This is a genomic window from Streptomyces sp. NPDC058671 (assembly GCF_042716475.1).
Classification (GTDB): Bacteria; Actinomycetota; Actinomycetes; order Streptomycetales; family Streptomycetaceae; genus Streptomyces.
Window position 1 is genome coordinate 295,808 of record NZ_JBHXSA010000007.1, and the last position, 13,298, is coordinate 309,105.

General features: G+C 72.3%; 14 protein-coding genes. 5 read left to right on the top strand and 9 right to left on the bottom strand.

Annotation, left to right across the window (positions count from 1 at the left end):
- The first annotated feature begins 183 nt into the window (after positions 1–183).
- Both ACFWV2_RS11995 and ACFWV2_RS12000 read left to right on the top strand, forming a co-directional pair.
- A complete protein-coding gene (locus ACFWV2_RS11995) occupies positions 184–1,620 on the top strand; it encodes a zinc-dependent metalloprotease (RefSeq protein ID WP_384404879.1) in 1,437 nt (478 codons plus the stop codon).
- Complete coding sequence (locus ACFWV2_RS12000) at positions 1,617–2,138, top strand: NUDIX hydrolase (RefSeq protein ID WP_384404880.1); 522 nt, start codon at positions 1,617–1,619, stop codon at positions 2,136–2,138. Before ACFWV2_RS11995 ends, ACFWV2_RS12000 begins: the two co-directional genes overlap by 4 nt.
- Before the next feature lie 58 nt (positions 2,139–2,196).
- On the opposite strand, the gene ACFWV2_RS12005 is transcribed toward ACFWV2_RS12000, so the two are convergent.
- From ACFWV2_RS12005 to ACFWV2_RS12020, 4 genes are all read right to left on the bottom strand, one after another.
- Positions 2,197–2,952 (bottom strand): AIM24 family protein, encoded by a 756-nt coding sequence (locus ACFWV2_RS12005; RefSeq protein ID WP_360785989.1) that lies wholly within the window; start codon positions 2,950–2,952, stop codon positions 2,197–2,199.
- A gap of 19 nt (positions 2,953–2,971) precedes the next feature.
- A complete protein-coding gene (locus ACFWV2_RS12010; RefSeq protein ID WP_384404881.1) occupies positions 2,972–3,652 on the bottom strand; it encodes an AIM24 family protein in 681 nt (226 codons plus the stop codon).
- A 14-nt stretch (positions 3,653–3,666) separates the two neighbouring features.
- Positions 3,667–5,439 (bottom strand): TerD family protein, encoded by a 1,773-nt coding sequence (locus ACFWV2_RS12015; RefSeq protein ID WP_384404882.1) that lies wholly within the window; start codon positions 5,437–5,439, stop codon positions 3,667–3,669.
- Positions 5,440–5,571: 132 nt separating this feature from the next.
- On the bottom strand, positions 5,572–6,147 hold the full coding sequence (locus tag ACFWV2_RS12020) for a M48 family metallopeptidase (protein ID WP_384404883.1): 576 nt from the start codon (positions 6,145–6,147) through the stop codon (positions 5,572–5,574).
- Positions 6,148–6,366: 219 nt separating this feature from the next.
- Between ACFWV2_RS12020 and ACFWV2_RS12025 the strand changes: the two genes are divergently transcribed.
- Entirely contained in the window at positions 6,367–7,539 is a 1,173-nt protein-coding gene (locus ACFWV2_RS12025; RefSeq protein WP_384404884.1) for a ThiF family adenylyltransferase, read from the top strand.
- A gap of 41 nt (positions 7,540–7,580) precedes the next feature.
- On the top strand, positions 7,581–8,924 hold the full coding sequence (locus ACFWV2_RS12030; protein ID WP_384404885.1) for an ABC1 kinase family protein: 1,344 nt from the start codon (positions 7,581–7,583) through the stop codon (positions 8,922–8,924).
- A gap of 60 nt (positions 8,925–8,984) precedes the next feature.
- Here the strand turns inward: ACFWV2_RS12030 and ACFWV2_RS12035 are convergent, their stop codons facing one another.
- The 5 genes from ACFWV2_RS12035 to ACFWV2_RS12055 all read right to left on the bottom strand — a co-directional run bounded on the left by ACFWV2_RS12035 (position 8,985) and on the right by ACFWV2_RS12055 (position 12,855).
- Positions 8,985–9,167, bottom strand: coding sequence for a hypothetical protein (locus ACFWV2_RS12035; RefSeq protein WP_360785980.1), 183 nt, complete (start codon positions 9,165–9,167; stop codon positions 8,985–8,987).
- Positions 9,168–9,274: 107 nt separating this feature from the next.
- Positions 9,275–9,598: a hypothetical protein gene (locus ACFWV2_RS12040; RefSeq protein WP_384404886.1), complete on the bottom strand. Its 324-nt coding sequence runs from the start codon at positions 9,596–9,598 to the stop codon at positions 9,275–9,277.
- Positions 9,595–9,963: a WhiB family transcriptional regulator gene (locus tag ACFWV2_RS12045; RefSeq protein ID WP_073808972.1), complete on the bottom strand. Its 369-nt coding sequence runs from the start codon at positions 9,961–9,963 to the stop codon at positions 9,595–9,597. The genes ACFWV2_RS12040 and ACFWV2_RS12045 overlap by 4 nt, the downstream gene beginning before the upstream one ends.
- Positions 9,964–10,135: 172 nt before the next feature.
- Complete coding sequence (locus ACFWV2_RS12050) at positions 10,136–10,501, bottom strand: hypothetical protein (protein WP_360785976.1); 366 nt, start codon at positions 10,499–10,501, stop codon at positions 10,136–10,138.
- A 173-nt stretch (positions 10,502–10,674) separates the two neighbouring features.
- A complete protein-coding gene (locus ACFWV2_RS12055; protein ID WP_384404887.1) occupies positions 10,675–12,855 on the bottom strand; it encodes an ATP-dependent DNA helicase UvrD2 in 2,181 nt (726 codons plus the stop codon).
- Positions 12,856–13,002: 147 nt separating this feature from the next.
- On the opposite strand from ACFWV2_RS12055, the gene ACFWV2_RS12060 reads away from it, so the two are divergent.
- Entirely contained in the window at positions 13,003–13,245 is a 243-nt protein-coding gene (locus tag ACFWV2_RS12060; RefSeq protein WP_005312266.1) for a mycoredoxin, read from the top strand.
- Positions 13,246–13,298 lie beyond the last annotated feature (53 nt).

Below are 13,298 nucleotides of genomic sequence, written 5' to 3' on the forward strand. Positions count from 1 at the left end.
TCAGTACGTACACGCATGACGCGTACGGACCAGGTGGCGTCCATCCTGCCGCAGGGCGCGGCCCGGCGGAGCACCGAGCCCGTTTCCGGCCCGGTTGTCCGGCGGGACACCACCTACGCTGGTGGTGTGTAACGGGCAGTCGCCGTCGGCAGAGGCCGGCGGCCCTACGAGCCGAGGAAACCTGTGAGTGACACCCCATTCGGATTCGGCCTTCCGCCGGAGGAGCCGGAGAACGGCGACGAGGGCAAGAAGAAGGACCCCGCCGGAGGTGGCCAGGGGTCCGGCGGCCAGCCCGGCAACCCGTTCGGGGCGAACCCGTTCGGTTTCGGCGGACTGCCCGGCATGGGCGGTCAGAGCGGAGCGGACAATCCGTTCGCGGCGATGTTCGGCTCGCTGAACCCCAACGACCTTGGCGCCGCCTTCCAGCAGCTCGGCCAGATGCTGAGCTACGAGGGCGGTCCCGTGAACTGGGACATGGCCAAGCAGATCGCGCGCCAGGTCGTGGCCCAGGGCACCGCCGACGGCACCAAGGACGCCAGTGTGGGCCCGGCGGAGAAGTCCGCGGTCGAGGAGGCCGTGAGGCTCGCCGACCTGTGGCTGGACCAGGTCACCTCGCTGCCCTCCGGGGCGAACACGGCGGTGGCGTGGAGCCGCGCCGAGTGGGTCGAGGCGACGCTGCCCGCGTGGCAGCAGCTGGTGGACCCGGTCGCGGAGCGGGTCGGCGCGGCGATGGGCGATGTCCTGCCGGAGGAGATGCAGGCCATGGCCGGCCCGCTGATCGGCATGATGCGCTCCATGGGCGGCGCCATGTTCGGTCAGCAGATCGGGCAGGCCGTGGGCGCGCTCGCGGGTGAGGTCGTCGGTTCGACCGACGTGGGTCTTCCGCTCGGCCCGGCCAACCGGGCCGCGCTGCTGCCGCTGAACATCGAGGCCTTCGGCAAGGACCTGGGCGTGCCCTCGGACGAGGTGCGGCTCTACCTGGCCCTGCGCGAGGCCGCCCACCAGCGTCTCTTCGCGCACGTGCCGTGGCTGCGGGCGCACCTGTTCGGCGCGGTCGAGGGGTACGCGCGCGGGATCACGGTCGACACCTCGAAGCTGGAGGAGGCGGTGGGTCAGCTCGACCCGACGCAGCCGGAGCAGCTTCAGGAGGCGCTCCAGCAGGGCATGTTCCAGCCGGAGGACACCCCGCAGCAGAAGGCGGCGCTGGCCCGGCTGGAGACGGCGCTCGCCCTGGTGGAGGGCTGGGTGGACGCGGTGGTCCACGAGGCCGCCAAGTCCCGGCTGACCTCGGCGGACGCGCTGCGGGAGACGCTGCGGAGGCGTCGGGCCTCGGGCGGTCCCGCCGAGCAGACGTTCGCGACCCTGATCGGTCTGGAGCTGCGTCCCCGGCGGCTGCGGGACGCGGCGCGCCTGTGGGCCTCGCTCACGGACGCGCGCGGGGTCGACGGCCGGGACGGTCTGTGGGAGCACCCGGACATGCTGCCGACGGCGACCGACCTGGACGACCCCGACGGTTTCGTGCACCGCGAGCACCTGGACTTCTCCGAGCTGGACAAGATGCTCGGCGAGGCGGCGAAGGGCGACGCCCCGGAGGACGGGAACGGGGACGGCAAGGAGTGAGCCTGCACGACGACGCGGTCCTCGTACTGAAGGAGTACGGGGACCAGGAGGAGCTGCGGCAGCTCTACCTGGACCATCTGGGCGCGCATCCCGACGGCGTGTACAAGCCGTGCGGGGCCGGTCATCTCACCAGCAGCGCGCTGGTGGTCGACCCGGCGCGGGGCCGGGTGCTCCTCACCCTGCACCGGAAGCTGGGCATGTGGCTGCAGATGGGCGGCCACTGCGAGCCGGGCGACGCGACGGTGGAGGCGGCCGCGCTGCGGGAGGCGACGGAGGAGTCGGGGATCGGGGGCCTGAGCCTGCTGCCGGGCGGTCCGGTGCGGCTCGACCGGCATCCGATCCCGGCGCCCTGCCACTGGCACCTGGACGTGCAGTACGCGGCGCTCGCGCCGGCCGACGCGGTGGAGGCGATCAGCGAGGAGTCGCTGGACCTGCGCTGGTTCGCGTACGAGGAGGTGGCGGGCGTGGCGGACGTGTCCGTCGTCCGTCTCCTGGAGGGCACGCTCGCCCGCCTGTAGCGGGACACGGGGGAAGGGGCGGCCGCCGACGCGACCGCCCCTCATCCCGTTCCGGCGCTCAGTTCCAGGCGTTGTTCTGGTTCTGGGCGTGGGCACCGTGCTGTCCCGCGCCGAACTGGGCGGCGACGCCCTGCCCGATGGCCGCGTGCTGCGGGGGCATGACCTCACTGGGCTGGACGAGCGCGAATCCCTGGCCGAGGAAGCTGAGCTCCCAGCCCTCGCCCGTGTCCCCGCGACGGCGGCGGATGCTGGAGTTGTGCGTCTGCGCCTGCATCTGGACGCGCAGCCCGGTGGACCAGGCGACGATCGCGTCCGCGTCGACACTGACGTACTTGTCGGGCGTGACGTGCATCATCAGGGGCTGCCCCGAGGTCATCAGGGCGACCTTGCCACGGCCGGAGATGTTGAGCTGGTACTTGCCGGAGCCGGAGATGCCGTACTGGCTGTCGACGGCGATGACCTCGGTGTTGAGGGTCGAGTCGAGCGCCAGGACGTAGGCGCTGTCGACGGTCAGTCCCTCCTGCTCGACCTCCACCACGTGGACGTACTGGGCGAGGTTGGCGAAGTAGACCGTGCCCTGGCCGGAGCAGCGCATCAGGTCGAGGCCCTCACCGGTGCGGGCCTGGGCCCGCCGCTGGCTCGGGGTCTTGTACTCGCCGTCGAAGTCGACGAGCCCCTGGTACGCCACCATGGCGCCCTTGCGGGCGAGGACGTCGTCCTGGCCGGTGAGGCTGACCCGCAGGAGCTGCGGGTTCTGGAGGACGTACCGCTCCTGGCTCTGCTGTTCGGCGTGGTTGAAAAGCGGGCTCTGCATGGTGTGTTCTCGCTTCCCCTCAGCCCCGGACCCGCAGGCGGTCGGTGCTGTCCTCGCTCGGCTGTACGACGACGATGCCCTGGCCCGAGAAGGCCATCTGGTATGCCTCGCCGCTGCCCCGCCCGATCAGGGAGGACGCCTTGAAGCTGCGCTTGCCCTTGACCTTGAGCGACGGCGACCAGGCGACGAGCGCGTCCGGGTCGACGTAGGTCTCGTCGTCGCCGCGGCCGCAGTCGACCACGATCGGCGTGCCGCGCGAGGTCAGCGCGACCCAGCCGGTGCCCGAGATCTCCACGTTGAACAGGCCCTGGCCGGCGAACTTGGCGAGGCCCTTGACCTTCTCGACGCCCCACTGGAGGTGGGCGTCGAAGGCGAGGAGGTTGGTGCCGTTGACCGAGAGCGAGTCGTTCTGCAGGTTGATCACGACGACGTCGGCGCCGTAGTCGGCGAGGTAGAGCAGTCCGTCGCCGGAGCACTTCATGATCGGCGCGCCCTCGCCGGTGACCCACTGCTGGGCGACCTGGCGGGCGGCGGGCGGGTTGGGCTCGTAGGTGATGTACCCCTCGTAGGAGACCATCGAGCCGGTCCGGGCGTAGAGGTCCTGGCCGGAGGCCATGGCCACCTTGAGCATGGTGCGGCCGTGGTTCTCCATCCGGGCCGCGACGGGGGTCGGGGCGTAGCCCGCGAGTTGCTGGTTCATGACTTCGGGCTCCCTCAGACCTCGTAGGGCTGGACGACGATGAAGTTGCCGGGGGCGCCCCGGAACTGCAGGTTCACGGTCTCGCCGCTGTGGCCGGGGTAGGCGTTGCGCCGGAGCCGGACCTGGGTGGAGAGGATGACCTGGGACGCGGACGACCAGGCGACGACGGCGTTGCAGTCGGCGAAGGTCGTCGGCGTGACGGGCAGCACCACGGGGACGCCGTGGGTCTTCACGACGACGGTGCCGGTGCCCTGGAACTGCATGGTGAACAGGGCGCCGCCGGGAATGCCGTGGCCCTCGACGCGCCGCACCTCGTACTGGAGCGACTCGTCGAACGCGAGGACGTTCTCGGCGGAGACGCAGATGCCGTCGCCCTGGAGCTCGATCGGGTGCAGATGGGCGCCCTCCTCGGCGAGGAAGAGCTGACCGCGTCCGGTGCAGCGCATCAACTGCATCTCCTGGCCGGTGGCGTTGCCGACGATCCGGCCCGCGAAGCCCGCGCCCTTGTGGGAGAAGTCGACCTTGCCCTGGTACATGACCATGGAACCCTGCCGGGCGAGGACGGGGGTGCCGCCCATGGCGAGGTCGACCCGCATCAGCTGCTGGTTCTGCGGGGTCCAGCGGGCGCCGGTGGCGGTCTCCTTGTACGGCGCGAGCGCGGCCGCGAGTCCCGCGCCGGTCGCCGGCACGCCCTGCGGGACGCCGGGCTGCTGACCGTACGCCGGCTGCTGTCCGTACGGGGCGGGCGCGGCCTGCCCGTACGGCGCCTGCGGCGGCTGACCCTGGTACGGGCCGGGGGCCTGGCCCGGGACCTGTCCCGGGTACGGGCCGGGCGGCTGGCCCGGGACCTGTCCCGGGTACGAGCCGGGCGCCTGGCCCGGGACCTGTCCCGGGTACGAGCCGGGCGGCTGGCCCGGCACCTGGCCGTACTGGGGCGGCTGCGGCGGCTGTCCGTACGGCCCGGGGGCGGCGGGTGCGGGCGGCGGGACGGGCGCGGGTGCCATCGGGGACACCATCGTCGGCGCCGTGTGCACCGGCTGCGCGGGAGCGGGCGGCGGTGTCGGCGCCTGCGGCGCGCCGAACGCGGGCGCGGGAGCCGGTGCTGCGGGCGCGCCGAACGCGGGAGCCGGGGCCGCCGGTGCGCCGAAGGCCGGCGCGGGGGCCGGGGCGGCGGGTGCGCCGAAGGCCGGGGGCGTCGCCGTCTGCGGCGGCGGGGCGAAGCCCGGAGACCCTGCCTGCGGCTGGGCGGCAGGCGCCTCCTCGGCGACCTCGCCGCCGAAGTTCCGCAGGAGCGCGTCCAGGCCGCCGTCGAAGCCCTGGCCGACGGCGGCGAACCGCCACACGTCCTTGAGGTAGAAGTCGCCGAGCATCACGGCGCGCTCGGTGCTGAACTCCGCGCCCGTGAACGAGTACCGGGCGACCTCCTCGCCGCCGGCCACGATCCGCAGGTGACCGGGGCCGACCTGGGACATCTGGCCGGGGCCGTCGATCGTCGCGGTGAACGACAGCTTGTGGACGGAGGCGGGGATGCGGTCGAGGGTGACGCGGAACGACTCGGTGTCGCCGGACTGGGCGCCGAGCAGCTGGACGGACTCCTCGGGAGTCTTCGGCTGGTTGAAGAAGACGAAGTAGCGGTCGTCGGAGAGCCGCTCTTCCGCGTCGAGACCGAAACAGCTGATGTCGAAGGTCAACCCGGGCGCCGCGATCTGCACACCTACGTACAGATCGGTTCCCGCGGTGAGATCACTGATCTTGGCCTTGTGGCCGCGTTGGAATTCCCTGGCCATGCGTTACGACCGTCCCCCATCCCGAATGCCGATTGCTCGCGCCAGGCTAACCGCTGAGTACGACATTGAGACAGGCCAGGTCGTTTTCGGTACGGAATCGGGAAACCCGCTCCCGCGCGCGTGCCGCCGCCGTCACTCCTCGTGAGGGGCGGGGAGGTGCGGCAGTCGCGCGGCGGCGACCACGCCCTCCAGGTACCCGCGCGCCCGCTCGGTGCGCGGGTACGCCTCCAGGAGCCGCCAGAACCGGGGGCCGTGACCGGGGACGAGCAGATGGGCCAGCTCGTGCAGGAGGACGTAGTCGACGACGTACTCGGGCATGCCCTGGAGCCGGTGGGAGAGCCGGATGCTGCCCTCGGAGGGGGTGCAGGAGCCCCAGCGGGTGTTCTGGTTGGTGACCCAGCGCACGGAGCGCGGGCGGGCCCGGCCGCCGAAGTACTGCTCCGACAGGCGCGTCGCCCGCTCCGTCAGCTCCCGGTCCCCGAGAACGCTGCGGCTCTCCTGGGCGGCGAGCTTGTCGAGCATGACGCCCACCCAGCGGCGCTCCTCCGCCTCGGACATCCGAGCAGGGATGAGGACCACGGTCCGGTCGCCCTCGCGGTAGGCCGACACGGTTCTCCTCCGCCGCGGACTTCTGCGGACCTCGACCGCACTCGTCCCCGCACCGCGGTGCGGGGAGTCGGTCACGCTGCGCTGTGAATCGGCGGGCACGGCCCCGACGTTACCCGCAGGCGGCGGGCGAAGTCCCGTCCGTGGAGTGGTTTCGGGAACCATCCGCCCCCTCTCCGCCCCATTCGAATGACTAATCCCCTTGCCTGTGGACAACTTTCGGCGGCCGTCACGGCCGCGGGGCATTCTCACCCCGGGACAGCGAAAAGGCCGTTGTCGATCTTGGGTGAGGGATGAGGACGAGGGATGAGGGTGAGGGAAATGCATCCGATGGTGAAACCGGCGCTGCGACGCGCCTGGCGGGGTCTGCGCCGCGTCCAGTTCGGCGTCACTCCCGCGCACGCGGTGGTGCTGGACCCCGTCGACCCGGACACGGAAGCCCTGCTCGGACTGCTCGACGGCACCCGCGGGACCGAGCTGCTGCGGGCCGAGGCGCGGGCGCGCGGCCTGCCGGACGGACGCCTGGAGGCGCTCGTCCACCGGCTCGGGTCGGCCGGGCTGCTCACCGAGGCCACGGCCGGACGGCCCGGGAGGGCCGGGCCCAAGGCCGGTTCGGTCGACCCCGCCCTCGATCCGCTCCGCGCCGACCTGGCCTCCCTCTCCGTGGTCCACCCCGAGCCGGAGCGTGCGGTACGGACACTGGCGGCCCGACGGGCCCTGCGCGTCCAGGTCCGGGGTGCCGGACGAGTGGGGGCGACGGTGGCGGCGCTCCTCTCGGCGGCGGGCGTGGGTCAGGTCGAGGTGGTGGACTCGGGCCGGGTCGAGCCCTGGGAGACGGCCCCCGGCGGACTGCCGGCCGAGTCCGTCGGCGAGCGCCGGGCGAACGCGGCCCGTCGCTTGGTCGGCCGCTGGCGCACCGGACGCGGCCGACCGACGTCCTCGACCGGCCCGGCGGCGGGACGGAGCGGGCCGGGCGAGCGGGCCGCCGGGGTTGGGCTCTCCCTCGTCGTCGTGACGCCCCGGGACGGTCTCGGCGCGTACGTCCCCGATCCGCTCCCGGCCGAGCGATGGGTCGCCACCGGCACCCCCCACCTCTACGCCGGGGTCCTGGAGGCGACGGGGACGGTCGGGCCGCTCGTGCTGCCGGGCGGCACCGCCTGCGCGCGATGTCTCCAGGAGGCGCGCACCGACCGCGAGCCGGACTGGCCCCGGCTGCTCGCCCAGTGGCGCTCCGGCGCACCGCATCCGCTGCCCGCCTGCGACCTGGGCCTCGCGACGGCGGTGGCGGGCCTGGCCGCCGCCCACGCGCTGGCCTTTCTGGACGGGGACCTCCCGGCGAGCACGGGCACCCGCTGGGAGGCGTCACTGCCGTTCCTCGAGTGGCGGGCGGAGCGGATGGGACCGCACCCGAACTGCCCCTGCGGGGCGTTCCGCGGACGAGAGGGGGAGCGCGCCTCGGCAGCCGGAAGGGCGCAGGACACAATGGCGGGGTAACCGCCCTGCGCGGCACGACAGTCTGGGACTTGGAGGGGCACATGTCTGATCTTCCCCGGAAGGCGGTCACCCGGACCGTCAAGTTGGCCGCGCTGCCACTGGGCTTCGCGGGCCGGGCCACCTGGGGCCTGGGCAAACGGATCGGCGGCAGATCGGCGGAGCTCGTCGCCCGTGAGGTGCAGCAGCGCACGGCCGAGCAGTTGTTCAAGGTGCTCGGCGAGCTCAAGGGCGGGGCGATGAAGCTCGGGCAGGCGCTGTCCGTCTTCGAGTCCGCGCTCCCGGAGGAGGTGGCCGGGCCCTACCGGGCGGCGCTGACGAAACTCCAGGACGCGGCGCCACCGATGCCGACGCGGACGGTGCACGCCGTCCTCGAAGAGCGGCTGGGCCCCGACTGGCGGGAACTGTTCCTGGAGTTCGAGGACAAGCCCTCGGCGGCGGCCTCGATCGGGCAGGTCCACCGGGCCGTGTGGCACGACGGGCGCGAGGTCGCGGTGAAGGTGCAGTACCCGGGCGCCGGTGAGGCACTGCTCTCCGACCTGGCGCAGTTGAGCCGCTTCGCCCGGCTGCTCGGCCCGCTCGTCCCCGGCATGGACATCAAACCCCTGATCACCGAGATGCGGGACCGGGTCTCCGAGGAGTTGGACTACGCCCTGGAGGCGGAGTCCCAGCAGAGGCACGCCGAGGTGTTCGCGGACGATCCCGACGTGGTGGTACCGGCGGTGGTGCACCAGTCGGAGCAGATCCTGGTGACCGAGTGGATCGACGGGGTCCCGCTGTCCGAGGTGATAGCGGACGGCACGGAGGAGCAGCGGGACAGGGCGGGCCAGTTGCTGGCCCGCTTCCTCTTCTCGGGCCCCGCACGCACGGGCCTGCTGCACGCCGATCCGCACCCGGGGAACTTCCGGCTGCTGCCGGGCGGCGAGGACGAGGGCCCGGAGGGCTGGCGCCTCGGGGTGCTCGACTTCGGCACCGTGGACCGGCTGCCGGACGGGCTGCCGGAGACGATCGGGACGTGTCTGCGGAAGACGCTCGAAGGTGAGGCCGAGACGGTCTACGAGCTGCTGCGCGCGGAGGGCTTCGTCAAGGAGTCCGTGGTGCTCGACCCGGACGCGGTCCTGGAGTACCTGCTGCCGATCATCGAGCCGGCCGAGGCGGAGTCCTTCGTCTTCACCCGAGGCTGGCTGCGCGCCCAGGCGGCCCGGGTCGCCGACATCCGCTCCCCCGCCCACCAGTTGGGCAAGCAGCTCAATCTGCCGCCCTCGTACCTGCTGATACACCGGGTGACGTTGAGCACCATCGGGGTGCTGTGCCAGCTCAACGCGACGGTGCGTCTTCGGGCCGAACTGGAGGAGTGGCTGCCGGGATTCGTGGCACCCGCGCCCTGAGCGTGGTGCGGGTCACGGCCGGGGAGCCGCGCCCGGAGGCACCACACCGGCTCGGGGGCGTCACCACCAGGAGGAGTCGAGACGGCTCTCGATGGCGCGGATGTTGGCGCGGGCGCAGTCCTCGCAGAAGTACGTGCGCCGACCGTTCTCCACCGAACAGGTCCAGGTCAGCGGCAGGGTTTCGGCGGTCTTGCCGCAGCGCGCGCAGGCGACGGGTCCCTCGGGGGTGCGGGCGTCGTTCATCTTCACGACGATAACCCGACAGTGCACCGCGGCCCCGACAACGCACCGCGGGGGCCGGTCCGTCAGGACCGGCCCCCGCGATAGCGCCCGGAGGGGCGCGATGTCAGCTAGTGCATGACGGCCATGGCCAGCGCGCGGCGGGCGCGCAGCGAGACGCGCTCCGCGCGGCGCTGCATACGGCGGGCGGCGACCAGGCGCACGGCGTGGCGTTCCGCGTCGGCCTCACGCTGTCGCTCGTGCATATGGGCACGGGCGAGGGCTTCTGGGATGAGTTGCATTTCACGGGTCCTGTTCTGACGCGCGGTGGGCGCGGCGGCGGGGGAGAAGGCTGGGGTCGCGGAGCCGGCGGGCTCGCTCGTGGAAGAGGTCATCGGGGCCTGCTTCTGGGGATCGTGCGTGAGGGGACGGTCGATGGTTCCGGTGACGCTCATGCCGCGACCGGGTTCTTGCGCGGGCGGCCGCGGGGCCGCTTGCGGGCGACGACCACGCCCTGGACGAAGAGCTCGCCACCCCAGACACCCCAGGGCTCGCGGCGCTCCTTGGCGCCGGCCAGGCAGGCCGCCATGAGCGGGCAGGTCCGGCAGAGGGACTTCGCGTACTCGACGTCGGCCGGGGACTCCGCGAAGAAGACCTCGGGGTCGTAGGCGCGACACGGGACGGGGACGCCGAGGTTCTCGATGGCGTCGTCGAGCGCGGTGAGCGCGGTGAGGGGGGTCAAAGCGGGGTCCTCCGTGAGGCCGGGCAGGGGGATCGAATCGGAAGGCGGTACGGACGGGGCGTGCGCTTCGAGTTGCACGGTGGTCTTTCCTCGTCTGGTCGTTCCGGCCTGTTGACCGGGGTTTCGGCTGGTACCGGGTGTGTCTGTCCCGAGGCGCCTTCGGGCCGTCGCCCCCGTTCGGGGACAAACAGAAGGGCCGCGGATCCCGGGTGGGGTTCCGCGGCCCTGAAGGCGCCGGTCTGATCATGGATCAGACTGGATCACTCCAGGGTTCGAGCCCACGGAAGGCCCACATCATGTGGTGGTGCTGCGTCGTCTGCTGGTTGCCGGCACCGGTCGCCGCAAAGCCATAGGCCGTGGCCTTGCCTGCTGCTACTGCTCCCAGTGCCTTGGTCGGTCGCTCGTCGCGCCGCTCGATGACGGCCGCACCGAGACCGGAAAGACCGGTGACGGGCAGGCCGGCGACGGGCAGACCGGTGCCGATGAACGCCGAGGCGGAGAAGCCGAGCGGGCAGACGGAGACGACCGAGCGATCGGTCATTTTGGCGGTGCTGAAGGAGCTGGCGGTGCTGACGAAGCGGGCGGTGGTGCTGGCCTGAATCGTGTTGCTGATCACTGGATTCGCCTCCTCTCGGCGTCTCGGAGGGTTGGGGCGCGAGCCCGGTCCCTCATGTTTATTTGGACAAGTACAGCACGAGGACAGGGCTTCGAAGAAGCCGCTGTTTCCGTGGTTAAGAACCTATGGGGCTTGACGGGGCGGGCGCAAACTATTTTTCCGACGAGTTTTCCTCAGCTCTCGTCGTCTCCCGCTCCTCCCTCCCCACCTGCGCAGATGGCCAGGACGTCGTCCCCGAAACGGTCCAGCTTGCGGGCGCCGACGCCGGAGATCGAGGAGAGCTCCCCGCCGGTGGCGGGGACGCGCTCGGCGATGGCCATCAGCGTCTTGTCGGTGAACACGCAATACGCGGGCTGGCCGAGCTCCCTGGCCTGTTCCGAGCGCCAGTCGCGCAGCCGCTCGTAGAGCCCCTCGTCCATGTCCGAGGGGCAGTCCTCGCAGCGCATCAGCTTCATCGCGCCCGCCTCGGTGAGGGTCGCGCCGCAGACCCGGCACCGGACGGGCCCGCGCGGCTTGCGCCGGCCGGTCGGGCCGCCCCCCCGCTCGAACGAGCCGGAAGCGCCGACACCGACGGGGCCGAGGGCACCGGAGCCGGGCCGCAGCCCCTTCAGGAAGCGGCTGGGGCGCCGGGAGGCCCGGCCGCCCGGTGAGCGGGAGAGCGCCCAGGACAGGGTGAGGTGGACCCGGGAACGGGTGACGCCGACGTACAGCAGCCGCCGCTCCTCCTCGACCTGCTCGTCGGTCTTGGCGTAGGTGATGGGCATCATGCCCTCGGTGAGGCCGACCAGGAAGACGGCGTCCCATTCGAGGCCCTTGGCGGCGTGCAGCGAGGCGAGGGTGACGCCCTGGACGGTGGGGGCGTGCTGGGCGGCGGCCCGCTCGTCGAGTTCGCCGACCAGGTCGGAGAGGGTGGCGCCGGACTTGGCGCGGGCGAAGTCCTCGGCGAGCCTGACGAGGGCGGCGAGGGACTCCCAGCGGTCGCGGACGGCGCCGGAGCCCGCGGGGGGCTCGCCGGTCCAGCCGCGTCCGGACAGGACCGCCCGGGTCTGCGCGGGCAGGTCCTCGGCGCCGTCGAGCAGCGAGTCGTTGGCGCCGAAGCGGGCCGCCCCGCGCAGGGCCGCCAAGGCCTCCCGTACCTCCTGGCGCTCGAAGAAGCGCTCGGCGCCGCGGAGCTGGTACGGCACTCCGGCGTCGGCGAGGGCCTGCTCGTACACCTCGGACTGGGCGTTGATCCGGTAGAGGACGGCGATCTCGCCGGCCGGGACCCCGGCGGCGATGAGGTCGCGGATGCGCCGGGCGGTGCCCTCGGCCTCGGCCGGCTCGTCGGGGTACTCCGTGTAGACGGGCTCGGGGCCCGGGTCGCGCTGGGAGATCAGCTCGAGGCGGTTGTCGGCGGCCCGGCCGCGGGCCTGGCTGAGCAGTCCGTTGGCGAGGTGGACGACCTGCGGGGTGGAGCGGTAGTCGCGGACGAGTTTGACGACCGTGGCGCCCGGGTGCCGGGTGCGGAAGTTCAGCAGGTGGTCGGGGGTGGCGCCGGTGAAGGAGTAGATGGTCTGGCTGGCGTCCCCGACGACGCAGAGGTTGTCGCGGTCGCCGAGCCACAGGTCGAGCAGCCGCTGCTGGAGCGGGGACACGTCCTGGTACTCGTCCACCACGAAGTGCTGGTACTGGCTGCGGATCTGGTCGGCGATGTCGTGCCGGTCCTGGAGGATGCCGACGGTGAGGAGCAGCACGTCCTCGAAGTCGATCACCGAGCGGTCGCGCTTCAGCTGCTCGTACATCGCATAGATCTGGCCGATCTCGGCCGGGTCCCGGGGGGCGTCCCGCGCGGCCTTGGCGACGACGGCCGGGTAGTCGGCGGGGACGGTCTGGGTGACCTTGGCCCATTCGATCTCGCTGGTGACGTCCCTCAGCTCGTTGCGGTCGAGCCGGACCCGGCAGCGGGCCGCGGCCTCGGCGACCAGCTGGACCTTCCGCTCCAGGAGCCGGGGCAGATCTCCACCGACGGCTTTCGGCCAGAAGAACTGGAGCTGGCGCAGGGCCGCGGAGTGGAACGTACGGGCCTGGACGCCGCCCGCGCCGAGCTGGCGGAGCCGGCCGCGCATCTCGCCCGCGGCGCGGTTGGTGAACGTGACGGCCAGCACACTGGCGGGCTGGAGTATGCCCGCCCGCACCCCGTACGCGATCCGGTGGGTGATGGCCCGCGTCTTGCCCGTGCCGGCTCCCGCCAGCACGCACACCGGGCCGCTCAGGGCCAGGGCGACCTCGCGCTGCTCGGGGTCGAGCCCGTCGAGCACCGCGTCGGCCGTCTCCGGGACCTGCGGGAAAAGAGTGGAGTGCGTTGCTGCTGTCACCCCCCAATGCTGCCAGGTCGCGGGAGGTCGGTGCCGAGGCTTGTCCACAGGACCGGGGCTGCGGTCATACGAATGCCGGGAATGGCGGGGCCGGGCCGTACGTTCTCCTACTCGGCACCCGTCAGCGAACAAGAGGAGCGCCTCGCCATGCAGGGCACTGTGACGATGTACAGCACCACGTGGTGCGGCTACTGCCGTCGGCTGAAGAGCCAGATGGACCGTGAGGGCATCGCGTACACCGAGATCAACATCGAGCAGGACCCCGAGTCGGCGGCGTTCGTCGAGAAGGCCAACGGCGGCAACCAGACGGTGCCGACCGTCCTCTTCCCGGACGGGTCGACCCTGACGAACCCGAGCCTCGCGCAGGTCAAGCAGAAGGTCGGCGTCTGAGGAACCCTCCGCCGTATGACGAGAGCCCCGACCGTCCGGTCGGGGCTCTCGTC